The sequence below is a fragment of the Curtobacterium sp. UNCCL17 genome, assembly GCF_000686685.1.
Taxonomy (GTDB): domain Bacteria; phylum Actinomycetota; class Actinomycetes; order Actinomycetales; family Microbacteriaceae; genus Curtobacterium; species Curtobacterium flaccumfaciens.
Genome location: NZ_KK366000.1, coordinates 505,442 through 528,230, shown reverse-complemented (window position 1 = coordinate 528,230; position 22,789 = coordinate 505,442). Strand labels below are relative to the sequence as shown.

Below are 22,789 nucleotides of genomic sequence, written 5' to 3'. Positions count from 1 at the left end.
AAGAGCCCGACGCAGCAGCGTCGGGCTCTTGTCATCTCATCAGGCCGCAGCACGCGGGCCAGACCACCAGCACGATCGGACTAAGGGGCGCATGACCGACGTCGACCTCGAGTTCGCCCGGGTCCGAGCGGTCCTCGACCGTCCGACCCTGCGGCTCATGTCCCGGCCGACCAGCGCCACGGTCCTCGCCGTGTTCCGCACGGTCTTCGACCGCGACGTGCAGTACGTCCCCGCCGACCGCATGCACCTGCAGGTCGAGGAGCACGTCGCGCGCCTGCAGGCGGCGGGTGCCCGCGTGCCCGCCAGCGACCAGGCGGTGCCGGCAGCCAGTGCGCAGACCGACAGCGAGCCAACCGGGGGCGAGCAGGAGGCCCGCCCGAACGGCCGGGCGCTGTGTCGCGAGTGGGTCGGCGCCCAGTGGCTCGTCCGCTCGAACTCCCCCGACGGCGACGAGCAGTACTCCCTGACCAGCCACGCCCTCGAGGCGCTGAGCCTCGTCGACGCCCTGTCGGCCGACCGCGCCCTGATCAGCGAGAGCCGGCTGGCGATGATCGTGGACGCGGTGCACCGGTGGGCGGCTCGCGCCGAACCCGACCCCGACGTGCAGATCCGCCGGATCGACGCCCAGATCGCCGAGCTGCAGGCCGAGCGGGAGCGCCTGGAGCACGGCGACGACGTCGTGGCCGTCGACGACGACCGGATGCGCGACGGGTACACGAACATCTCCGACCTGATCCGGCAGCTGCCGAGCGACTTCAAGCGCGTGGAAGAGGCGGTCGCGACGATGCACCGCTCGATCGTCGAGGACTTCCGGCAAGAGGTCCGCCCGATCGGCGAGATCCTCGACGACTACCTGGCGCGCACGGACAACCTGATGGAAGCGACGCCCGAGGGCCGTGCCTTCGAGGGTGCCTTCGAGCTCCTCCGCGACGACGCCCTGCTCCTGCGGCTCCGCGACGACATCGCGACGATCCTGGCGCACCCGTTCGCGCAGGGCCTCGGAGCCGGCGAGCGTCGGGCCTTCCGCAACACCGTGACGATCCTGCGCCAGGGCATCGAGGACGTCCTCGCCCAGCGCCGTCAGCTCACCGCCACGCTGCGCGACCAGATCGTCGCCCACGACGTGGTGCGCGACCGCGAGCTCGACGCGGTGCTCCGCTCGATCAACCGCGGGCTCGCCACCCTGATGGACCAGGGCGGTGCACGCGACCGGATCCCGCTGCCGCTCCTGCCTGCGGCGGCCGAGATCGGCACGCTGCGCGAGCGCTTCTACGACCCGGACGCCGAGTCGGTGCCGCCGCCCATCGAGGAACCGGACGACGACGTCTTCGAGGACCTCGACGTCGAGATGCTCCGCAAGCACGGTGGGCCGCTCCTGACCGAGCTGCGCGCGGCACTCCGCTTCGCCGAGGCCGACTCCAGCGTCGATGCGTTCCACGGGCTGCCGCCCGAGCAGCGCCGACCGGTCGAGCTCTTCGGCCTCGCGCACCTGCTGACGGGGCGCGACGACTTCGAGTCGGCCGCCCACGTCGCCGAGCACCGCACGGTCCGCCCCGACGGCACCGCGATCACCTTCCACATGCCCACCGCTGCGCTCGACGACGAGCGCACTGCGGTCGGCGACGCACACGACGAGAACGCACAGGAGGCACGGTGAGCGACACGACGCCGGCACCGGTCGACGAGACGGTCCCCTACGACGACCCCGCATCCGTGATGCAGGACGACGAGCGTGACGAGTCCAGCTTCGCCCTCTTCGAGGGCGACGAGGGCCGGCTCGACGAGCACCAGCGGCGCGCCCTGGTGGCCCTGCTGCGGCACTCGTACGTCAGCTCCCGCACCCACCCCGACGAGTGGCGTGCGGTCCTCGACGCCGAGTACCAGCTGCGGTCCCGTCTGAACGACCTGTTCCTCGAGCTGCACGTCGACCGTGACCGCGAGGTCGCGTGGAAGCGCCAGGCCCGGTCGGAGAGCCAGCGCCGCACGTTCCCGACCCTGCTCCGCGACCTGCCGTACACCCGCGAGGAGACGATCGTCCTCGTCTACCTGCGGATGCGCCTGCGCGCCGACGCCCGACCGGGCCCGGACCAGGTCGTCGTCGACCGCTCCGAGATCCTCGGCCACGTGGCGGGCTTCCGTCCGGCGACCGCGACCGACCGCACCCGCGACGAGGGCCGGGTCGCCAAGGCCATCGAGCGTCTCGTGACCGCACGCATCCTGATCCGCACCTCCGACCCGGACCGTTTCCGGGTGGCGAGCGTCGTCGAGGTGCTGCTCCCCCTGGAGCGCCTGCTCGAACTGGACGCCTGGCTGCGGACCACCACCGCGCAGGGTGAGGCGACCGCCCCGGGTGGCGAGCCGACCGACGGGGACGACCCGGGCCTCCCGGCAGACGGCGAAGCCGAGACCGAAACCGACGACGAAGGCGAGACGGAAGCGTGACCGACACGTTCGAGATCCCGGCGCTCTTCGACACGGTCGCGCAGTGGCGCGCCGAGTCGATGCAGGTCGTCAACTGGGGTGGGTTCCACGGCCACCGGCAGGTCGAGCTGTCCGGCACGGCGACGCTCATCTCCGGCGCCTCGGGCACGGGCAAGTCCACGCTGATGGACGCCTACCTGGCCGTGATGATGCCGTCCGACGTGCCGTTCAACGGCGCCTCCAACGACGCCACCACCGGCCGCGCCCGCAGCGCCGACCAGCGCAACCTGCTCACGTACCTGCGCGGCAAGGTCGACACCCGGCGCGACCCGGAGACCGGCAGCCTGCGCGACGTGAACCTGCGCGGCGACGACCAGACCACCTGGGGCGCTGCGGCGGTCACGTTCCGGAACGACGACGAGCGGCGCTTCACGGTGCTGCGTGCGTACATCGTGCCGAAGCGCGCCCGCGGGGTCGGCGACATCCAGATGACCATGGCGACGGTCGACGACACCTTCGACCTGCGTCGGCTCGAGGAGTTCGTGCCGTCGCGGTTCCACCACCTCGAGCTGACCGGTCGCGTTCCGGGTCTCGTCATCCGCGACACCTACCAGGAGCTCGCGTACACGCTGCAGACCCGGCTGGGCATCGGTGACTCCGGCGGCGGCAACCGGGCGATGCGTCTGCTCGCCCGGATCCAGGCCGGCCAGCACCTGCCGACCGTCGACGCGCTGTACAAGTCGCTCGTGCTCGAGACCCCCGGCACGTACGAGGCGGCCGACCGGGCCCTCGCGCACTTCTCCGCCCTCGACGAGGCGTACGAGGCGATGGACACCGAGGAGCGCAAGGTCCGCATCCTCTCCCCCATCACCGACCTGCACGACGAGATCTCGCGCGCGACCGAGGCCGCAGCGGCCCTGGACGGCATCGCGACCGGTGCCGAGGTGTCGCCGTTCGCGCACTGGACGGCCTCGCGGAAGCGCGACCTGCTCGACGCCGAGGTCTCGCGCAACGCCCGCGAACGCACGGCATCGCGCGCCGAGGTCGCCGCGTCCGAGGCCCGGCACGCCGCCGTCGAGATCGAGCTGCGCGACGCCGAGGCCCGGCTCCGCGACCAGGGCGGCAACGCGCTCGCCCAGCTCGAGGACCGCATCGAACGGCTCACCCGTGAGCGCGACGCCGTGGTCCGCACCCGCGCCACCTTCGACGAGCGCACCGCGGTGCTCGGCACGACCGTCGCGACCGAGGCCGACTTCACCGCCGCGCAGCGCAGCTCGCACGAGTTCCTCGGGTCGTACACCGACGCGCGCACCGCCCTCGACGAGCGCCGCGACGCGCTGACCCGCGAGGAGTACCCGCTCCTCGACCGCGAACGGTCCCTGCGGCAGGAGCGCCAGTCGCTCGAGCACCGGCAGGGCGCCATGCCGCTGCCGATGCACGAGGCCCGGCTCGCGATGGCCCGCGCCGCCGGCATCGACCCGGCCGAACTGCCCTTCGTGGCGGAACTGCTCGACGTGCTGCCCGGCGAGGAGCGCTGGCGCACGGCCATCGAGTCCGTCCTGGCGCCCGTCGCCCGCACGCTGCTCGTCGACCAGGACCGCCTCGGTGACTTCAGCGAGGCGATCGACGCACTGCGCCTGCCCGTCCGCGTGCAGTTCGAGGGTGTGCCGACCGGCCCGCACCTGGACCTCGACGGCGACCCGGCGATGGTGTCCGGCAAGCTCGCCATCAAGCCGTCGCCGTTCAGCACCTGGGTGCGCGAGCGGATCGAGTCCGACCGCACCGACGCCCGCTGTGTCGCCTCGGCCTCGGACCTCGGCGGTGGTGGCCGCCGGGTCACCGAGTCCGGGCAGCTCCGCGACGGTCGTCGTGGCGCGCACGGTGACCGCCGCCAATCGAACGTCATCGGCTTCACGAACGAGGCCCGCGTCGCCGCGGTCGAGCAGGAGCTCGCCTCGATCGCGCAGGACCTCGCCACGCTCGAGGCCCGCCGCACCGACGTCGCGCAGGACCTCACCGCGCTCGACGTGCTCCGCGCCGCGCACCAGCACGTGGTCGACGCCACGTGGGCCGCGATCGACGTCGACGGGCTGGGGACGTCCCTCGCCCGGCTCGACGAGGAACGGCAGGCGCTGCTCGCCGCCGACGACGGCCTCCGGACGCTGCGGGCCTCGGTCGCCCGGCTCCGGAAGTCCCTCGACGAGGCCGCCGACCGTCGCTCCGCCGCACGACTGTCCGTCCAGCGGCTCGAGGAGCGCCACGCGGTGCTCGTCGACGGCCAGGACGCCGCCGCCGAGATCCTCGAGCGCTTCGAGTCCTCGCCCGGTTCGCTGCCGGACGACCAGCAGGCCCGCCTGCTCGAGGAGACCTTCGAGGAGATCGGCGCCCCGGACGGCGTCGACGGGTTCGACGACGCCACGCGACGGCTGAAGCGCCGGCTCGAGGAGCGGCTCACGCAGGCACTCGACGGTGCCGCAGCAGCCTCGACCTCGTTGACGCTGACGTTCCAGCGGTACCAGGACGCCTGGCCCGACCCGAACCTCGGCACCGGCGTCGCGTCGTACCCGGACTACCACGCGATCCTCGACCAGATCGTGGCGACCGGCCTGCACGCGCGTCGGAGCGAGTGGCGTCGACGCCTGTCACAGTGGAGCGGTGAGGACCTCGTCCCGCTCGCCGGCGCCTTCGACCGCGCCGTCGTCGAGATCGAGGAGCGCCTCGAGCCGGTCAACGAGATCCTGCGGGAGCTGCCGTTCGGCGCGAACCGGGACCGCCTGAAGATCCAGATCCGCCGGGTCACCCGCGAGGACGTCACCGCCTTCCGCCGCGAGCTCCGCGCCCTGTCGGCCTCGGTCGACACCGAGCTGACCGACGACGTGCTGGAGACCCGGTTCCGACGGCTCCGGCGCTTCATGGCGGTCATCCGGCCCGACCCGGACGCCGCCCGGGGCCGCACCACCCAGCGCGACGCGGTGCTCGACGTCCGCCGGCACATGGAGATCACGGCCGTGCGGTACGACACCGACGGCAACGACCTCGGCGTGTACTCGTCGCTCGGCGACAAGTCCGGTGGTGAGACGCAGGAGCTCGTGGCGTTCATCGTGGGCGCCGCGCTGCGCTACCAGCTCGGTGACGAGACCCGTCCGCGGCCCCGGTTCGCGCCGGTGTTCCTCGACGAGGCGTTCATCAAGGCGGACTCGGAGTTCGCCGGCCGTGCGGTCACCGCGTGGCTCCGGCTCGGGTTCCAGCTCGTCGTGAGTGCGCCGCTCGACAAGGTCACGGCGCTCGAGCCGTCGATGGAGCGGCTCCTGTCGATGCGCAAGCACCCTGAGACGGGCCACTCGTCCATCACGGAGATCGCTCGAGTGGAGCCGGCCGCCGTCTGACGCGGGCCGGGGTGAGTGGTCGCGCGTGTCGGCTGGTCGGGACACCCCGCTCACCTCCGCCGAGGGGTCACGAACTGTCGGATGGCGGCGGCGCAGCCGACAGTTCGTGGCCGTTCGGCGCGGTGTCGGCGGGGTGTCCTGACCACCCGGCCGCGGCCTGGAGACGACCGTCGGCGGTCTGGAGGCGCGGTGCGGGCCCGCCACGGGCCTCCCGGCCGTCGTCCCGCCGGTCGCAACACCCCGCTCACCTCCGCCGAGCGGTCACGAACCGTCGCCTGGCGGCGCCGCAGCCGACAGTTCGTGACCACTCGACGCGCCGCAGGCGGGGTGTCTTGACCACCCGGCCGCGCTCTGGGCGCGACCGTCGGCGGCCTGGAGGCGCGGTGCGGGCCCGCCACGGGCCTCCCGGCCGTCGTCCCGCCGGTCGCAACACCCCGCTCACCTCCGCCGAGGGGTCACGAACCGTCGCCTGGCGGCGCCGCAGCCGACACTTCGTGACCACTCGAGGCGCTGTCGGCGGGGTGTCCTGACCACCCGGCGGCCGGGCCGTCAGCGTGTCGGAAGGTGCCGCACAGACGTTCCATGACCACGCGCCGCTACGGTGATGGCGTGTTCGGACGCCGCCGCTCCCCCAGTCCCCGCCCCGACGACGCTCCCGGTCTCGGCATCGGTGCCCTCGTGCAGGTGATCGACACCGATCGGGGTGGCGAGCAGTGGGCCGACGAGCCGATCGGGGTGATCGTGGCTCCCGGCGGGAGTCAGATCGGCGGGACACAGCGCACGTGGACCGTCGCCTTCGAGGAGCCCGTGTACACGAAGGACGGCCGCGGCCCCTTCGAGCGCGCGACCGTCCTGAGTCGTCAGCTGGTGCCGGTCACGACCGACAGCGGCGAGTAGTCCGGGTCAGGGACTCAGTACTCCTCGGAGCCGCTCTTCATCATGGCCGCGACGGCCATGCAGCACCCGACGCCACCGAGGACGCCGACGCCGATGATGATCCCTGCGATGAGTTCGAGCATGGGTGGTGACTCCTTGGTTGCGTCGGCGTGTGGCTCCGCTCAGGTTACCGGATGCCGCGCATGAGCCGCAGCACCGGCTTGGCCAGGAGCAGCAGGACCACGCCCACCACGACGGCGACCAGGCCGAGGATCGTGAAGTACGGGGCCTCGTTCGCCGGGTCGTAGTAGCGGGACAGCACCCCGGTGACGGCGGTGCCGAGCGACACCGACAGGAAGAACAACGCGACCATCTGCGTCTGGAACTTCGGCGGCGCGAGCTTCGTGGCGACGGACTGGCCGACGGGCGAGAGCAGCAGCTCCGCGAGCGTGAAGACCAGCAGGATGCCGACGAGCGCGAGCAGCGGTGTGCCGTTCTCGCCCGAGCCGGTGAACGGCAGGAAGAGCAGGAACGCGAGCCCCATGATCCCGGTGCCGAGGGCGAACTTCGTCGGGGTGGACGGCTGGCGGTCGCCGAGCTTGGTCCACAGCGCCGCGAAGACGCCGGACAGCACGATGATGAAGACCGGGTTGATCGACTGCACCCACGACACCGGCATCTCCCACCCGAACAGCGAGCGGTCGAGGCGCTCGTCGGAGTAGACCGTCACGACGGTGAACTGCTGCTGGTAGAGCGACCAGAACACGGCGCTGCCGATGAACAGCGGGATGAACGCGAAGACCCGCGACCGCTCGTCACGGGTGATGCCGCTCGACAGGATCACGACGAAGTAGCCGATGGTGGCCAGCACGACGACCGCGACCACGACGGTGGGCAGGTTGCCGACGTTGAGCAGGCCGGTCAGCACGGCGACGACGATGACGACGAGCGCGACGACGACGCCGGCACCGATGAGCGGCAGGCGGCGGCGGTCGACGGGGTTCGCCACGTGGCGGACGACCTCGGGTAGCTTCCCCCGCCTGATCGCGTACTGCACCAGGCCCGCCGCCATGCCGACGGCGGCCAGGCCGAAGCCCCAGTGGAAGCCGAGCGAGCTCTGCAGCAGCCCGGTGAGCAGCGGTCCGAAGAACGCCCCGAGGTTCACGCCGAGGTAGTAGAGCGAGAAGCCGGCGTCGCGGCGCGGGTCCTCGCGGCTGTAGAGGCCGCCGACGATCGTGGTGGCGGTGGCCTTGAGCCCGCCGGAGCCCAGCGCGATGAGCACGAGGCCGACCCCGACCCCGGCCACCCCGGGGACGAGCGCGAGGGCGATGTGCCCGAGCATCACGACGATCGCGCTGCCGAACAAGGTCCGGTCCGCACCGATGAGCCGGTCGGCGATCCACGCCCCGATGATCGTGAACAGGTAGACCGCGCCACCGTAGGCACCCATGATGCCGGTGGCGATGCCCTTGTCGATCCCCAGGCCGCCCTGCGTGACCGTGTAGTACATGTAGATGAGGACGATGCCCTGCATCCCGTAGAACGAGAACCGCTCCCAGAGCTCCACGGCGAACGGTGTCGAGAGCTCGAACGGTTGCCCGAAGAAGGTGCGTCCGGGACGGCCTTCGCGGTCCGCGGGGGTGGTACGTGACATGGCGGCCAGTCTGCCCCTGGCCGGGTGGGCACGCCCAATCGTCGAACACGGCTCATGTCTTTGGAGGGTTCCCACGACCTCGTGACGCCACCGACGACACGGGGTTGTGCGGCCCGCACGGCGTTCCCGCCACTGTCGGCACCGGTGTCTAGCGTGGACGGTGCAACACGGACACCGCAGTTCAGGAGGACTCCGCCCATGGTCGACACCGCACCCGCCCAGCGCACCACCCCCGCCAGCGGCAACGACACCGCGCCGGACGTCGACGCGCAGCACGCCGCGCCGAACGCGGACGCCGCCGGTGACTCGGCAGCGGGCACCCTGACCGCCGGCACGGACACCGACGTCCGCATCGACGTCGAGCTGGTGCAGGAGCTCCTGCTCGGACGCTGGGCCGAGGACCGCCGGATCTCCCGGCGGCTCGCGCTCGACCCCGCGATGCAGAAGATCGAGGGCCAGCCGATCCCCGAGCACCGGGCACGCGTGCTCGAGCAGCTCCGGACCCTGGTCGACGCCGGGGCGATCCAGCGTCCCTACCCCGCCGAGTTCGGCGGCCAGAGCAACCACGGCGGCAACCTGGCCGCGTTCGAGGAGCTCGTCACCGCCGACCCGTCGATGCAGATCAAGGCCGGGGTGCAGTGGGGACTGTTCGGGTCCGCCGTGCACCACCTGGGCACCGAGGCCAACCACCGCGAGTTCCTGCCGGGCATCGTCTCGTTCGAGGTCCCCGGCTGCTTCGCGATGACCGAGACCGGCCACGGCTCGGACGTCCAGAGCATCGCCACGACGGCCACGTACGACCCCGCGACCGAGGAGTTCGAGATCCACACGCCGTTCCGCGGTGCGTGGAAGGACTACATCGGCAACGCGGCCCTGCACGGGCACGCCGCCGTCGTGTTCGCGAAGCTCGTGACCGCCGGTGTCGACCACGGCGTGCACGCGTTCTACGTCCCGCTCCGCGACGCCGAGGGCGCGTTCCTGCCCGGCGTGAGCGGGGAGGACGACGGCCCCAAGGGCGGCCTGAACGGCATCGACAACGGCCGGCTCGCGTTCGACCACGTCCGGGTCCCCCGCACGAACCTGCTGAACCGCTACGGCGACGTCGCCGCGGACGGCACCTACTCGTCACCGATCGCCTCGCCCGGCCGCCGGTTCTTCACGATGCTCGGCACCCTGGTGCAGGGCCGGGTGTCGCTCGACGGCGCCGCGGTCGTCGCCCAGAAGATCGCGCTGCAGATCGCGCTGACCTACGCGATGCAGCGCCGGCAGTTCCCCACCGGTGACGGCACCGAGGGCGTGCTGCTCGACTACGGCCGGCACCAGCGCCGGCTCATCCCGCGCCTGGCGACGGTGTTCGCGCAGTCGTTCGCGCACGAGAAGCTCCTGCGCACCTTCGACGACGTCTTCAGCGGGCGCGAGGACACCCCGGAGCGCCGCGAGGACCTGGAGACCCAGGCCGCGGCGTTCAAGTCGATGTCGACGTGGTCGGCGCTCGACACCCTGCAGGAGGCCCGCGAGGCCTGCGGCGGTGCCGGGTTCCTCGCCGAGAACCGTCTGACCGGGCTCCGCGCCGACCTCGACGTCTACGTGACGTTCGAGGGCGACAACACCGTGCTGCTGCAGCTCGTCGGCAAGCGCCTGCTCACCGAGTTCCGCGCGAAGGCCCCGAAGGACCCGGCGTCCACCGCGAAGTTCGTGGCGGCCGTCGCGGCGTCGAAGCTGGCCGACGCGTCCGGCATCCGCCGCCTCGGCCAGACCGTGGCCGACCGCGGGTCCCTGGCCGCCAGCGTCGCCGACCTGCAGGACCCCCGCACGCAGCGCGAACTGCTCGCCGGTCGGGTCGACACCATGGTCGCCGAGATCGGCATGCGCCTGGCGTCGGCCGGCAAGGACCGAGCGCGCGCCGCCCGACTCCTGAACCGCTCCCAGCACGAGCTCATCGAGGCGTCCAAGGCGCACGCCGAGCTCATGCAGTGGGACGCCTTCACCGAGGCGCTCGACGAGGTCACCGAGGGCGACACCCGACGCGTGCTGGTGTGGCTGCGCGACCTGTTCGCGCTCGGCCTGCTCGAGCAGCACCTGGACTGGTACCTGCTGCACGGCCGGCTGTCGGCGCAGCGTGCCCGTGCGGTGTCGGCGTACATCGACCGGCTCGTCGCCCGGGTCCGGCCGATCGTGCCGCAGCTGATCGAGACCTTCGGCTACGAGCCCGGTCACGTCCGCGCGCCGATCGCTCTCGGTGCCGAGCAGGCCCGACAGGACGAGGCGCGTGCCTGGTTCGCCGCCGAGTCCGCCGCCGGCCGCCTGCCCGAACAGGAGAAGAAGCCCCGTCCGTGACGGACGTGCAGCCCCGTCCGTGACGGACGTGCAGCCCCGTCCGTGACGGAGGTGCAGCCACGTCCGTGACGGACGTGCAGCGTCGTCCGTCACGGGCACGCGGCCGCGGCCGTGTCGGCCGCTAGGAGTCGGTCGGCTCCGGCGGAGCCTGGCCGCCCGCGGCCGCCCCGCCGCGAGCCCCGAGCGCCGCGCGCAGCTGCGCCTCGGCGTCGTCACCGGCAGCGGCGGCCTCGGCGTTCGCCTCGGCGACCGCACGCACGACCTCTTCGCGCTGGATCTTCACGCCGCGCGGGGCGTCGATGCCGATCCGGACGCCGTCGCCCCGGGAGTCGAGCACCGTGATGACGATGTCGTCGCCGACGAGGATCCGCTCGCCGACCTTCCGCGTGAGTACCAGCACCCGTTCAGCCTAGCGACACGACGGGGAGCCCCAGCAGGTCCACCGACCCGGGCGTGGCGGTCTCCCCCGCACCGATCGCCACGACACCGACCACGGGCAGCCGCGACGCCACCGCGGACACCATCGCGGCCGAGTCCGCGGGCTTCCGCCCGACGTCGACCACGACCCACACCTGGTCGGCCTGCAGCGCGTCGCCGGTCGCCCGGTCGTCCCAAGCGGCGACGGCGAGCACGGCGTGCCCGTCGCGGACACCGTCGGCCCGCGCCAGGATCGCCGCACGGCGGTCGGCGGCGTCCGTCGGCCGGAGCGCGTGCCGCACCGCGAAGAGCCCGGCGGCCGCGTCGACGTCGTTCGGCCGCCCGACCAGGAGCACCAGGTCACCGTCCGCGGACCGCACGGTCGGGGCCGTGGGCCGGCCCACCGGTGCAGGCGAGGGCGCGTCGAGGACGCGGGACGGGCCTCCCGACCGGGTCTCGACGACCGGCTGCGCGACGGCCACTGCCTGCGCGTCGACCACCGCCTGCGCGTCGACGGCGGCCTGGAGGCGCGGGTCGACCCCGGTGGGCGCGTCCGGCTCGGACGGCGCGCGCGTCGGGCGCGGGGCGCTCGGCGTGATGCCGTCCGCCTGGAACCCGTCGAGCACCGACGCGAAGGCGTCGGCCCGCGTCGCCCTGGTGCCGTCGGTGCCTGCGATGCGTGCCTCGGCTGCCTCGGCGTCGGCGAGCAGCGCGGCGATGCCGACGCGCTGCACGGGCGAGTCGGCGATGAGGACCCGGGCGGTGGGCTGGTCCCCCGGTTCCGGCACCTCGACGGTGGCCTCGACGTGCGCCTTGCGGAACAGCCCGCCGAAACCCGGCGTGGTCACGCGTTCGGCCGCGACGATCCGCGCGCCCGCGCCGAACTCGGTCCGGACCGCGTCGCGGAGGGACTCGAGCGTCGCGCCGCTACGCTGCAATCGGGTCGGCGGCACGGACCACTCCCACGGTCTCGATGGTGGAGCCCGCGGCGGTGGCCTCCTGGTACGACAGCACCGGGAGCCCGTTCGACTGGGCGGCGACCATGCGGTGCACGGCCGGGCGGAGCTGCGGGGCGCAGACCAGGACGGCGGACAGCCCCTGGTCCTCCACGGAGCGGACGGCATCGCGCACGGAGCCCAGGACCTGCTCGATGCGGTGCGCGTCGAGCACGATCTGGCTGCCCTGCTCGGACGGCCGGAGCCCCTCGAGCATCGACTGCTCGAGCATCGGGTCGATCATGATGACGCGCAGGGTGCCGGCGTCGGTGTGCCGGGCGGCGAGGGCCGGGCCGAGGGCCGCACGGGCGGACTCGACGAGCCCCTCGGGGTCGGTCGACACCTTGGCGCGGAGCGTGAGGGCCTCGCAGATCCGGCCGAGGTCGTTGATCGGCACGCGCTCGGCGAGCAGGCCCTGCAGCACCCGCTGCAGCTCGGCCATCGAGAGCATGCCGGGGACGAGTTCCTCGACCGCGGCGGGGTTGACCTGCTTGACGCCCTCGGTCAGGACCTTGACGTCCTCGCGGGTGAGCAGGCGCGCGGCGTTGTCGCCGATGACCGCCTGCAGGTGGGTGACGAGCACCGAGACCCGGTCGATCACGGTCGCGCCGGTCATCTCGGCGGCGTGCCGCAGCTCGGCGGGCACCCACTTGCCGGTCAGGCCGAACACCGGCTCGACGGTCGAGGTGCCGGGCAGGCCGTCCAGGTGGTCGCCGAGCGCCAGGACGCTGCGGGCGGGCGCGGTGCCACGACCGGCTTCGACGCCGGCGATCCGGATGGCGTACGTCGACGGCGGCAGGTCGATCGAGTCGCGGGTGCGGACCGGCGGGACGACGATGCCCATGTCGATCGCGATCTTGCGGCGGAGGGCACGCACCCGGCCGAGCAGGTCGTCGGAGGCGCCGGAGACCATGTCGACCAGGTCGGGGGCGAGCAGGATCTCGAGGGCGTGCACGCGCATCTGCTCGAGCAGGTCCTCCGGGGTGTCGCCGGTCGGTGCCGCCGCCGCGAGTGCCTGCTGCTGGGCGGCGTCGGCCTCGGCCCGGGCGGCGTTCCGGCCGATGCGCCAGCCCGTGAAGAGCAGGGTCGCGCCGACGAGCAGGAAGGGCAGGATCGGCATGCCGGGGATGAAGCCCATCGCGATCGCGGCCACACCGGCGATCATCAGGGCGTTCCGCGACTGCGACAGCTGGGTCGCGGCCGAGGACCCCATCTCGGACTCGGCGCCGGACCGGGTGACGATCATGCCCGTCGACACCGCCATGAGCAGCGCCGGGATCTGCGTGACCAGGCCGTCGCCGATCGTCAGGATGCCATACTTCGACAGGGCGTCGGTGGCGGACAGTCCGTTCTGCAGCATGCCGATGGCGATGCCACCGATCAGGTTGATGATGATGATCAGGATGCCGGCGATCGCGTCACCCTTGACGAACTTCGACGCACCGTCCATCGCGCCGTAGAAGTCGGCCTCGGCGGACACCGCGGCGCGGCGCTCCTTGGCTTCCTGGTCGGTGATCAGCCCGGCGTTCAGGTCGGCGTCGATCGCCATCTGCTTGCCCGGCATCGCGTCGAGGGTGAAGCGTGCCCCGACCTCGGCGACGCGCTCGGCACCCTTCGTCACCACGACGAACTGGATGACGATGAGGATCAGGAAGATGACCGCGCCGATGATGATCGACCCGGAGACGGCGACGTGGCCGAACGCCTGGATGACGTCGCCGGCGAAGCCCTCGCCGAGCACCAGCCGGGTGGACGCCACGTTGAGGCCGAGGCGGAACAGCGTCGCGACGAGCAGCAGGGACGGGAACACCGAGAAGTCGAGCGGCTTCTTCACGAACAGCGTCGTGAGCAGGATCACCAGCGCCAGCAGGATGTTGATGATGATCAGGAAGTCGAGCAGGAACGACGGCACCGGCAGGATCAGCAGCAGGATGATGCCGACGATGAACACCGGGACGACGAGCTTCGGCAGGTCCTTGCGGTTCATGCGGGGAGTCCTTCGGTCTGGTTCTCTGCGGTGCGCGGTGTGCGGAGCCTGCGGGGGCGGAGGTCCCCGGTCAGGGTGGCGGGGTCGATGACGCTCGCGACCTCGTCCGGGGTGGTCGGCCGCGGCGGCGCGTGCGTGCCGGCCGCGGTGCCGCGCGCCTTGAGCGCCATCACGAAGGACAGGACGCGGGCCACGGGCGTGTACAGGTCGACGGGGATCTCGTGCCCGAGCTCGCACGTGGCGTGCAGTGCCCGGGTGAGCGGGACGTCGCGGACGATCGGCACCCGCTCTTCCTCGGCACGGGCGCGGATCACGTCGGCGACCGGGCCGGCCCCCTTCGCCACCACCCGGGGCGCGGACTTCCCCGGCTCGTACTTGATCGCGACGGCGTAGTGGGTCGGGTTCGTCATCACGACGTCCGCGGTGCCGATGGCCTGGATCATCCGGTTGCGGCTCATCGCGAGCTGACGGGAGCGGCGCTGTGACTTCACCAGCGGGTCGCCGTCGCTCCGCTTGTTCTCGTCCTTGACCTCGCGCTTGGTCATCATCGTGCGCTTCCGGTTGCGGCGGATCACCACGAACACGTCGAGGGCTGCGAGGACGAGCCCGGCGACGATCGCGGCGCGCAGCAGGGTGCCGGACCCGGCGGCGGCGGCCTCGAGCACAGCCGAAAGCGGCAGCGAGCCGCTCGTCATCAGGACCGGCATGAGCCCCTGCACCGCGAACCACAGGACGAGCCCGACGACGGCGGTCTTCAGCAGCGCCTTCGCCCCGTTCCAGAGCGCCTGGGTGCCGAACACGCGCTTCAGTCCGGCGATCGGATCGAAGTGGTCGGGCTGCGGCGTCATCTTGCGGAAGTGCACCCCGCCCTGGGTGACGGCGGCGGCGAGCACCGCGACCGCGACGACCGCGAGCATCGGGCCGAGGGTCGCACCCATCGAACCGAGGGCATCGGCGAGCAGGGCCTGCACGGCACCGAGCTCGGGGTCCTCGATGACGCGCTGCACGGCGAGGAGCTGGTCCTGCCCGGCGGCCGCGGCGTTGCCGATCGCGGCCGGGATCATGAGCGCCGCGACGGCGATCCCGATCCACGCGCCGAGGTCCTGCGAGCGACCGATCTGGCCCTTCTCGTGGACCTCGCGCATCCGCTGCTGGGTTGCCTGTTCGGAACGTTCTCCGCTGTCGGACACGTCGTCACCCCCGTCCCGTGATCGCCTCGACGGCGTCGCCGGTCAGCGACGACACCACCGAGGGCAGGGCCATGAAGAGCGCTCCGGCGAACAGGACGGTCAGGCCGATCTTGATCGGGAAGCCCATCTGGAACGCGTTGAGCGCCGGTGCCACGCGGGTCAGCAGCCCGAGGCCGACGTCGGCCAGGAACAGCACGACGACGAGCGGACCGGCGATCTGCAGGGTGGCGAGGAACATCTGCGACATCGCGGTCACGAGCATCGACGCGAGCCCGTCCACCGCGAAGGTGCCGGTGAGCGGCACGGCGTCGAACGACCGCACCAGGCCGCCGACGATGAGCTGGTAGCCGCCCGAGGTGAAGAGCAGCGCGAGCGCGGTCATCTGGAACAGGCGGGTGAACTGGGCGCCGTTGACCTGGGACTGCGGGTCGAACGCCTGCGCGAGCGTGAACCCGCCGAACAGGTCGATGAGCGCACCCGCCGACTGCACGGCGGCGAACACCAGGAACACCAGGAACCCGAGGGACAGCCCGACGACGAGCTGGGTGAGCAGGGCGAGCAGGAACGGCCCCGTGTCGAGCTGCTCGTAGCCGACGGCGACGCGCGGGGCGACGCCGACGGCGAGCCCCAGCCCGAGGATCACCTTCACCGTGCCGGGGAACGCCCGGTACGAGAACGGCGGCGCGATGACGAAGAACGCGACGAGCCGGACGCCGGCGAGCATGGTCGCCTCCAGACGGTCGGCGTCGATGCTGAGCTCCATCAACCGGCCCCGAGCAGCTTCGGGATCATGTCGAAGGCGACGTGCGTGAACGCGATCATCTCCGAGATCATCCAGTTGCCGCAGACCACCAGGGCGATCGCGACGGCGACCGCCTTCGGCACGAACGAGAGCGTGACCTCCTGGATCTGCGTCACCGACTGGAACAGCGAGATCGCGAAGCCGACGACGAGCGAGGTGATGAGCACCGGGGCGGCGAGCTTGCCGGACACCAGGAGCGCCTGGAGCACGAGGTCGATGACGGCCTGCTGGTTCATGCGTGCCCCCTAGACAACGTGGTAGCTCTCGATGAGCGACGTGATGATGAGGCCCCAGCCGTCGACCAGCACGAAGAGCAGGATCTTGAACGGCAGCGAGATCATGACCGGCGGGAGCATCATCATGCCCATCGACATCAGGGCCGCGGAGACGACGAGGTCGATCACCAGGAACGGGATGAAGATGACGAACCCGATGATGAACGCGCTGCGGAGCTCCGAGATGATGAACGCCGGGATCACCGTCGTCATCGGCACGTCCGCCATCGACTTCGGGTTGTCGAGCCCGGCGGCTCGGGTGATCAGAGCGACGTCCTCGTCGCGGGTCTGGTGGAGCATGAAGGTGCGCAGCGGCTTCGTGCCGATCTCGACGGCTTGGTTGAAGTCGAGGTGCCCGGCCAGGTAGGGCTGCAGGGCGTCGTCGTTGATGTGCCCGAGCACCGGCGCCATCACGAACAGCGACAGGAACAGTGCCAGTCCGGCGATCACCTGGTTCGGCGGGATCGACTGCAGCCCGAGCGCGTTCCGGGTCATCGCGAGCACGACGAAGATCTTCGTGAACGACGTCATCATGAGCATCAGCGCGGGTGCGACGCTCAGCAGCGTGATGCCGATGAGCGTCACCACGGCGGACGACGGGGTGCCGTCCGGGCCGTTCACGCTGACGCTGAAGTCACCGGTCGCGGGGGCGGTCGGGGTCGCCGGGGCGGTGGGTTCGACGACACCGGCGGCGTGCGCACCGGTCGTCGTGAGCATCAGGAACCCGGCCACGACCGCCAGGCCGAGCAGGACGAGGGCGACGAGTCGACCCGACCGTGCCAGACGGTGCGGCCCTGCCGCGGTCACCCGGCCCGCCGGTTCCGCAGCGCGGCCGCGGCCTGGCGCCAGGTGTCGACCGACAGGATCGAGCCCTGCAGCTGCTGGGCGCTCGGCACGGCGCGCTGCGGGCGACGGTTGCGCGGGCGCATCGGCAACGGCGCGACGGCGCTGGTCGCGTCGGTCGCCCGGGTCACGTCGTCCGTGCCTGCCGGGAGGCCCGTGGTGGCGTCCGACTGCTGCGCGAGTTCCCGACCGAACGCGTCGGCCGACGGGGCGGGACGCACCGGCAGCGCCACCGGTCCGGTCACGATGGTGAGTTCCGGCGCGGGCGCCTGCCCGCTGGTGAGCAGGTTGACCCCGTGCTCGGACACCCCGAGGACGAGCCGCTCCCCCTCGACGTCGACCACGACGACGCTCGCCTTGCCACCGATGCCCTGCCGACCGACGACCTCGACGGTCGCGGCACGACGGCCCGACGGCTTGCCCGAGAAGCGCTTGCGGCTCGCGCGGTGCAGCACCCACATGAGGGCGAGCACGACGCCGAGCGAGAGCGCGACGCGGAGGGTGACGACGAGGGTGTCCACGTGCGGGTCTCAGACGCTCTCGGCGACGTCGAGGATGCGGGTGATCCGGACCGCGTAGTCCTGGTCGACGACGACGACCTCGCCGTGCGCGATGAGGCGGCCGTTCAGCAGGACGTCGGCGGGGGCGCCGGCACTGCGGTCGAGCTCGACGACGGCGCCGGGCTCCATGCCGAGCACGTCGCGGACCGACATCCGGGTGCGGCCGATCTCGACCGTCAGGGTCATCTCGACGTTGTTGATCCGGCCGAGGTTGCCGGCGGGCAGGTTCGCCACGACGGGCGCCGACACCGTGCCGTTCTCGCGGATCCGGATGCCGAACCACCCGGCGGGCAGGCCACCGGCGGTGAGTTCGAACACGACGGTGTCCGGGTCGGCCAGCAGTGACGCGGCCGACTCGCGGTGCGCCTCGCCGAGCACCCCGACGCCGAGGACCCCGGCCGCGGCCTCGAGCGACGGACGCAGCACGTCGGTGACGGCCACGATGCCGTGGTCGGTGCCTCCGGCGGCCGTGATCGACTCGAGGTCGGTGAGCACGAGCGCCAGGTCGGCCGACAGGCCGCCGACGAACGAGGCGACCACGGCGTCCGTCGCCGCGTCGAGCACGACCGGTGTCGCGCCTCCCGGCAGGAGCACCGCGGTCAAGGGGGCGGCCGTCGGGAGCTGCGCCGCGAGCGACTCGGCCGCTGCGGTGTGGAGGGTGGTCGATTCGGTCATCAGTGCTGCTCCGTGCTCGTGGTGGTGACGACGATGCCGGCGAGGCGCGAGCCGTTCGCGCCGACCGCGGCGGTGCCGACGGGTTCGCCGTCGACCGCGATGGTGAGGGGCCGGTGCTGCGGGTGCGGCAGCGGCAGGACATCGCCGACGGCGAGCCGCAGGACCTGCGTCGGCAGGACCGCGGCCGGGGCGAAGCGCAGGCTGACGCCCACGGGCACGCTCTCGAGCTGCGCGTCCAGCAGGGCTCGGGCGTCGGCCGGCGACACGTGCGCTGCAGCCTCGCCGAGCTGCGGCAGGACGGCCTCGGCCGGCAGGGCCAGCGTGCCGGGGGCGATGCGGTCGCCGACCCGGATCGAGAACGAGGCGACGATCATCAGGTCGCCCTTCTGCGCGGCCTGGGCGAACTGGCTGTTGAACTGGAACCCGCCGACCGCGACGTCCTGCGCGAGCAGCCCGCCGAACGAGTAGCGGAGGTCGTCGAGGGCGTCCTCGACGATCTTGCGGACCAGGGCCTGCTCGATGGGCGTGAAGGTGCGGTCCGGCGTCGGCAGCGGCTTCGAGGCGCCCAGTGCGTGCGACACCCACGTGAGCGCGGCGTCGAGCGGGACCTGCAGCACGCCCTTCGGGGTCAGGCCGGTGATCGGCAGCAGCACCATGCCGGTGAGCGCGGGCAGCGACGCGGCGTACTCGTCGTACGTCGTCATCTCCACCTGCTCGCAGGTGACCTGGCTGACCGCGCGGACCTTCGCCGTCAGCTGCGTACCCCACTGGCGCGCGAACGTCTCGAAGGCGAGCTCGAGGACCCGGGCGTGCTCACGGGCCAGCGTCGACGGGCGCGCGAAGTCGTACACCTCGGGCGCTGGCAGGGTCTCGGTCACGGGTGCGTCTATCGGTCACCTGTGGGGCGCCCGTCAGTGCTGTACCCCGTAGTGGGGCGGTGGCGTCAGCGCTGGTGCGCTCCGCGCGGTGCGTGCCTCAGCCCTGCTGCGCTCCGTGTCCCGGCCCCGCTGCGCTCGGTGTCTCAGCCCTGCTGCGCTCCGTCCTGTGCCTTCGCCAGCGCCGGCATCAGCGCGCTGACGTCCTGGTCGGCGTTCGACAGCACCACGATGTCGACCCGGCGGTTCAGGGCGAGGTCCCGGTCCGTGCCACCTTTCGCCAGTGGCCGGCTCGACCCGAACCCGACGCTCTGCACGTGCTCGCCGGGCATCCCGCCGCGCTCGACCAGGTCGCGCAGGACCCCGGTCGCCCGAGCCGCGCTGAGCTCCCAGTTGGTCGCGTACGGCGCCGTCGAGTTCCGCTGGTCGGCGTGCCCCTCGACGCTGACGTCGTGGTCGGAGGTCTTCAGCACCGGCGCGATGGCGTCCATGATCGACCGCGCCTGGTCGGACAGGTCCGCGCTGTTCGTGCCGAAGTACGTCTCGCTGCCGATCAACCGGACGATCAGGCCGCGGGCGTCCACGGTGAACTGGACGTTCTCGCTCTGGCCCGCCTTCGCCAGGTTGTGCTGGATCGCACGCTCGAGCTTCGTCAGGTCGTCGAGCTCGCGCTTCGCCTCGGCGAGGTCCTGCTTCGTCGCCGTCGTCGGCACCACCGTCGACGCGGGGTCGACGTTGGTGTCCTTCGTGCCCGACGAGGCGGTCGAGTGGTCGGCCTGGGACTTGTCCGTCGAGTAGCCGGAGCCGTCCTCGACCTGGTCCTTCGTCACGACGGTGCCGCTCGCGGTGTCGATCTTCTGCGAGTCGACCTCGCCGAAGCCGGTGGCGAGCGACTGCTTCAGCTGGATGTACTTCTCCTGGTCGACGGTGGACATCGCGAAGAGCACGAGGAACATGCACATCAGCACCGTGATCATGTCCATGTAGGACGCCATCCAGCGCTCGTCGGGGTGCTCGGCCTCGTCGTGGGACTTCTTCGCGCGACCGCGGCCGCGGCCCCGGGGGTTGGCGCTCACGGTCAGGCCGCCAGCTGCTGGTCGTCGGCCGCGTCGGCCTTCTTGCCGGCCTTGCCGGCCTTGCCGCCCGTGTCGGCGCGGGCGGCGGGCGGGACCATGGCCTTCAGCCGCTCACCGAGCAGACGGGGCTGGCTGCCGGCCTGCACCGCGAGCAGCCCCTCCATCAGGAGCGTCTGGCGGTCCGACTCGAGCTGGGCGAGCTTGCGGAGCTTCCCGCCGATCGGCAGCCACATGAAGTTCGCGGTCAGCAGGCCCCACAGGGTGGCGACGAACGCGCTGGCGATCAGCGGTCCGAGCTCGTCGGGCTTGCCGAGGTTCGCGAGCACGTGGGTCAGCGAGACCACGGTGCCGATGATGCCGACGGTCGGGGCGAAGCCGCCGAGGCCCATGAAGAACGCACTCGCGCTCCGGGTCGGGGCCGCGTTCGACTCGATCTCGTCCTCGAGCAGGATCCGCAGCTCGTCGCCGTCGGTGCCGTCCGCGATGTTCTGCAGCGCCTTCTTCATGAACGGGTCGTCGTGCTTGTCGGCCTCCTGCTCGAGGGCGAGCAGGCCGTTCGCGCGGGCGGTCTCGGCGAGCCCGACGACGTCGTCGATGACCGACGCCGGCGGGGTGACCTTGCCGGTGAACGCCTTCGGGACCGCCTTGAAGCTGGCGATCGCGTCCTTCAGCGTGGTGCTGGCGATGCCACAGCCGATGGTGGCACCGAACACGAGCAGCATCGGGGCGGGCAGGAAGAGTCCACCGAGCTCGACGTGCTCCATCTGGACCATGCCGAACAGGGCGCCGAAGGCGAGCAGGATGCCGATGATCGTTGCGATGTCCACGTCAGCGACCCCCGTCCAGCGCGCGACCGTGCTGCGTGGAGCGGAGCGCGGCGACCGGGGCGAGCGTCGGCTGCGGGCCGGTGTTCGTGCGGGGGGCCTGGTCGGTGCCGTAGGCCATGCCGACGATGCGTGCGCGGTACGCGGCGATCAGGTCGATGACGTCGGCCATCGACTCCCGCACGATGTACTTCGCACCGTCGACCATGATGAGCGTCGTGTCCGGCGTCTCCTGGATGCGCTCCACGAGATCGGGGTTCACAGCGAATCCGCTGCCGTTCAGTCGTGTGACGACGATCATGGCCCGTCCTGGTTCTCGATCGTCCCGCCGCCGTCCGTGGGGCGGGATGCGGGCCCGTCCGTGGGCCTGCACGGAGGACTATCGGCGGGTGCGACGGGTGCGTTAGCGGCCGTCACTAGCCTGGTTCGGTGATCGATGCCTCGGACCTGCTCGCCCACCCGCGTGGCCGGCGCTTCTGCCTGGAGCTCGTCAGCGGTGTCCAGGACCCCGACGACCCGGCCGCCCTACAACTCGGCGACCTGCTCTTCTGGGCGGAGCACCACCTCGGCGTCGAACGCGGCGACGACCGAACGCTCTTCGGCATCGGTGGTGCGGTCGAACCCGATCCGGCTCCGAACCTGGCAGCGGTGGCGAGCGCACTCGCGGCGGTGTCCCTGCCGTCCGTGGGCGAGGACGACGTCGTGGTCGCACTCGAGTCGACTGCGGAGAGCGCGCTGTGGTGGCAGCAGCCCGATGCGCTGGACGCGCTCCTCGCTCGGACGGAACTGCTGGCCGCGCTCCGGCGGCTCGCTCAGTGGGCGGTCGACAGCCCGGTCGTGCGCCGGCTCTCCGACCCGCAGGGCGGAGCATGGAGCGTCGAGTTCGACGAGGGCGACCAGCCCCGTCGTCCGAGCGCGGAAGCGGCACTGGCCGACTGGGCGCTGGAGCTGCGGGACGAGATCTCCGAGGGAAGTCCGGGGACCGGCAGCGGGGTGTGGTGGACGACGCCGCCGTGGCCGCTCGCGCAGCACACGCGAGCGCCGTTCCCGTCCGCCGGGCCGCTGGCGCTCTGGGCGGTCGAGGACTCCTTCGGGCAGGAACGCGCCGTCGTCTCGGCGGTGCCGGCCGATGCCACGGCGCGCGTGTGCACCGTCGAGGGTCCCGCCGACTGGGCCGCGCTGTGCCGGCGCTGGCCGCTCGACGTGACGGGGACGACCCGAAGGAACGACTGGGCCGTGGCGACCGGACGGCAGGGCGACTGGGTGCTGCCGGACTGGTCCGCGGCGGCCACCGAGTACGACGTCGTGCACCTGACCGTCGCGGGCTGGTTCCGCACTTCCGGGCTCGCCGTGCCGGTCGACGGCAGCCGCGCGAGCGTCGTCGCCGGGTGGACGCCGGACTCCGCGTACCGGCTCACCGACCTGGGAGCCGGGGACGAGGCCGTCACGGGCGATCCGGAGACCTGGTCGCGTCCGGGCAACGCAGGGGTCTGGCGCCGTCTCAGCTGATCCCCAGGAAATCGCTGCATCCGATCGGGGTGCTCCGGCGGTAGTGGGGGTACGACGTCGAGGACGACGTCGTCCGCACCGGCCCGG

20 protein-coding genes are annotated in these 22,789 nt (G+C 72.1%); 6 read left to right on the top strand and 14 right to left on the bottom strand.

The genetic code is table 11. The features are described from left to right. The first annotated feature begins 91 nt into the window (after positions 1–91). The 4 genes from BR70_RS20015 (at position 92) to BR70_RS20000 (ending at position 6,704) form a co-directional block, all read left to right on the top strand. Positions 92–1,657: a DUF3375 family protein gene (locus tag BR70_RS20015; protein WP_051596719.1), complete on the top strand. Its 1,566-nt coding sequence runs from the start codon at positions 92–94 to the stop codon at positions 1,655–1,657. After that, a complete protein-coding gene (locus BR70_RS20010; protein ID WP_051596718.1) occupies positions 1,654–2,442 on the top strand; it encodes a DUF4194 domain-containing protein in 789 nt (262 codons plus the stop codon). Before BR70_RS20015 ends, BR70_RS20010 begins: the two co-directional genes overlap by 4 nt. Then, the gene (locus BR70_RS20005) at positions 2,439–5,807 is read left to right on the top strand and encodes an ATP-binding protein (RefSeq protein WP_051596717.1); all 3,369 of its coding nucleotides are present in this window, start codon (positions 2,439–2,441) and stop codon (positions 5,805–5,807) included. The genes BR70_RS20010 and BR70_RS20005 overlap by 4 nt, the downstream gene beginning before the upstream one ends. A 609-nt stretch (positions 5,808–6,416) precedes the next feature. Continuing rightward, entirely contained in the window at positions 6,417–6,704 is a 288-nt protein-coding gene (locus BR70_RS20000; protein WP_139178754.1) for a hypothetical protein, read from the top strand. Positions 6,705–6,870: 166 nt separating this feature from the next. Here BR70_RS20000 and BR70_RS0107360 read toward each other — a convergent pair whose 3' ends face one another. Continuing rightward, positions 6,871–8,337, bottom strand: coding sequence for a peptide MFS transporter (locus BR70_RS0107360; RefSeq protein WP_197019627.1), 1,467 nt, complete (start codon positions 8,335–8,337; stop codon positions 6,871–6,873). Between the two features lie 198 nt (positions 8,338–8,535). Here BR70_RS0107360 and BR70_RS0107355 point away from each other — a divergent pair, with 198 nt between their 5' ends. Beyond that, the gene (locus BR70_RS0107355; RefSeq protein ID WP_027465545.1) at positions 8,536–10,674 is read left to right on the top strand and encodes an acyl-CoA dehydrogenase family protein; all 2,139 of its coding nucleotides are present in this window, start codon (positions 8,536–8,538) and stop codon (positions 10,672–10,674) included. A 121-nt stretch (positions 10,675–10,795) separates the two neighbouring features. Here the strand turns inward: BR70_RS0107355 and csrA are convergent, their stop codons facing one another. The 13 genes from csrA to BR70_RS0107290 form a co-directional block, all read right to left on the bottom strand. Further along, positions 10,796–11,074, bottom strand: a complete 279-nt coding sequence (csrA, locus tag BR70_RS0107350; protein ID WP_027465544.1) for a carbon storage regulator CsrA — start codon at positions 11,072–11,074, stop codon at positions 10,796–10,798. Between the two features lie 4 nt (positions 11,075–11,078). Beyond that, positions 11,079–12,044: a hypothetical protein gene (locus tag BR70_RS19995; RefSeq protein ID WP_035808278.1), complete on the bottom strand. Its 966-nt coding sequence runs from the start codon at positions 12,042–12,044 to the stop codon at positions 11,079–11,081. Continuing rightward, positions 12,019–14,073 (bottom strand): flagellar biosynthesis protein FlhA, encoded by a 2,055-nt coding sequence (locus BR70_RS0107340; protein ID WP_027465543.1) that lies wholly within the window; start codon positions 14,071–14,073, stop codon positions 12,019–12,021. The genes BR70_RS19995 and BR70_RS0107340 overlap by 26 nt, the downstream gene beginning before the upstream one ends. Further along, positions 14,070–15,263 carry an EscU/YscU/HrcU family type III secretion system export apparatus switch protein gene (locus tag BR70_RS19990; RefSeq protein WP_035808276.1) on the bottom strand — a complete coding sequence of 398 codons (1,194 nt, stop codon included), beginning with the start codon at positions 15,261–15,263 and terminating at the stop codon, positions 14,070–14,072. The genes BR70_RS0107340 and BR70_RS19990 overlap by 4 nt, the downstream gene beginning before the upstream one ends. Before the next feature lie 4 nt (positions 15,264–15,267). Continuing rightward, positions 15,268–16,026, bottom strand: a complete 759-nt coding sequence (locus BR70_RS0107330) for a flagellar biosynthetic protein FliR (protein ID WP_027465542.1) — start codon at positions 16,024–16,026, stop codon at positions 15,268–15,270. Continuing rightward, positions 16,026–16,301, bottom strand: coding sequence for a flagellar biosynthetic protein FliQ (locus tag BR70_RS0107325; protein ID WP_027465541.1), 276 nt, complete (start codon positions 16,299–16,301; stop codon positions 16,026–16,028). Before BR70_RS0107325 ends, BR70_RS0107330 begins: the two co-directional genes overlap by 1 nt. A gap of 9 nt (positions 16,302–16,310) precedes the next feature. Continuing rightward, entirely contained in the window at positions 16,311–17,147 is an 837-nt protein-coding gene (gene fliP, locus BR70_RS0107320) for a flagellar type III secretion system pore protein FliP (RefSeq protein ID WP_027465540.1), read from the bottom strand. Further along, positions 17,144–17,704, bottom strand: coding sequence for a FliO/MopB family protein (locus BR70_RS0107315; RefSeq protein ID WP_027465539.1), 561 nt, complete (start codon positions 17,702–17,704; stop codon positions 17,144–17,146). The genes fliP and BR70_RS0107315 overlap by 4 nt, the downstream gene beginning before the upstream one ends. Before the next feature lie 9 nt (positions 17,705–17,713). Further along, positions 17,714–18,418: a flagellar motor switch protein FliN gene (gene fliN, locus BR70_RS0107310; protein WP_027465538.1), complete on the bottom strand. Its 705-nt coding sequence runs from the start codon at positions 18,416–18,418 to the stop codon at positions 17,714–17,716. Beyond that, entirely contained in the window at positions 18,418–19,296 is an 879-nt protein-coding gene (locus tag BR70_RS0107305) for a flagellar motor switch protein FliM (protein WP_027465537.1), read from the bottom strand. The genes fliN and BR70_RS0107305 overlap by 1 nt, the downstream gene beginning before the upstream one ends. Before the next feature lie 143 nt (positions 19,297–19,439). Next, positions 19,440–20,369: an OmpA/MotB family protein gene (locus BR70_RS0107300; protein ID WP_027465536.1), complete on the bottom strand. Its 930-nt coding sequence runs from the start codon at positions 20,367–20,369 to the stop codon at positions 19,440–19,442. A 2-nt stretch (positions 20,370–20,371) separates the two neighbouring features. Then, positions 20,372–21,196 carry a motility protein A gene (locus BR70_RS0107295; RefSeq protein ID WP_027465535.1) on the bottom strand — a complete coding sequence of 275 codons (825 nt, stop codon included), beginning with the start codon at positions 21,194–21,196 and terminating at the stop codon, positions 20,372–20,374. Between the two features lies 1 nt (position 21,197). Then, positions 21,198–21,494 carry a flagellar FlbD family protein gene (locus BR70_RS0107290; protein ID WP_027465534.1) on the bottom strand — a complete coding sequence of 99 codons (297 nt, stop codon included), beginning with the start codon at positions 21,492–21,494 and terminating at the stop codon, positions 21,198–21,200. Positions 21,495–21,622: 128 nt separating this feature from the next. On the opposite strand from BR70_RS0107290, the gene BR70_RS0107285 reads away from it, so the two are divergent. After that, the gene (locus tag BR70_RS0107285; protein ID WP_027465533.1) at positions 21,623–22,702 is read left to right on the top strand and encodes a hypothetical protein; all 1,080 of its coding nucleotides are present in this window, start codon (positions 21,623–21,625) and stop codon (positions 22,700–22,702) included. The last annotated feature ends 87 nt before the right edge of the window (positions 22,703–22,789 follow it).

What these genes read in the sequence shown, in the direction of transcription:
- BR70_RS0107290 (WP_027465534.1), bottom strand. Translation starts at nt 21,494, where the DNA reads ATGATCGTCGTCACACGACTGAACGGCAGCGGATTCGCTGTGAACCCC.
- BR70_RS0107330 (WP_027465542.1), bottom strand. Translation starts at nt 16,026, where the DNA reads ATGGAGCTCAGCATCGACGCCGACCGTCTGGAGGCGACCATGCTCGCC.
- fliN (WP_027465538.1), bottom strand. Translation starts at nt 18,418, where the DNA reads ATGACCGAATCGACCACCCTCCACACCGCAGCGGCCGAGTCGCTCGCG.
- BR70_RS0107325 (WP_027465541.1), bottom strand. Translation starts at nt 16,301, where the DNA reads ATGAACCAGCAGGCCGTCATCGACCTCGTGCTCCAGGCGCTCCTGGTG.
- BR70_RS0107340 (WP_027465543.1), bottom strand. Translation starts at nt 14,073, where the DNA reads ATGAACCGCAAGGACCTGCCGAAGCTCGTCGTCCCGGTGTTCATCGTC.
- BR70_RS20015 (WP_051596719.1), top strand. Translation starts at nt 92, where the DNA reads ATGACCGACGTCGACCTCGAGTTCGCCCGGGTCCGAGCGGTCCTCGAC.
- BR70_RS0107355 (WP_027465545.1), top strand. Translation starts at nt 8,536, where the DNA reads ATGGTCGACACCGCACCCGCCCAGCGCACCACCCCCGCCAGCGGCAAC.
- BR70_RS0107360 (WP_197019627.1), bottom strand. Translation starts at nt 8,337, where the DNA reads ATGTCACGTACCACCCCCGCGGACCGCGAAGGCCGTCCCGGACGCACC.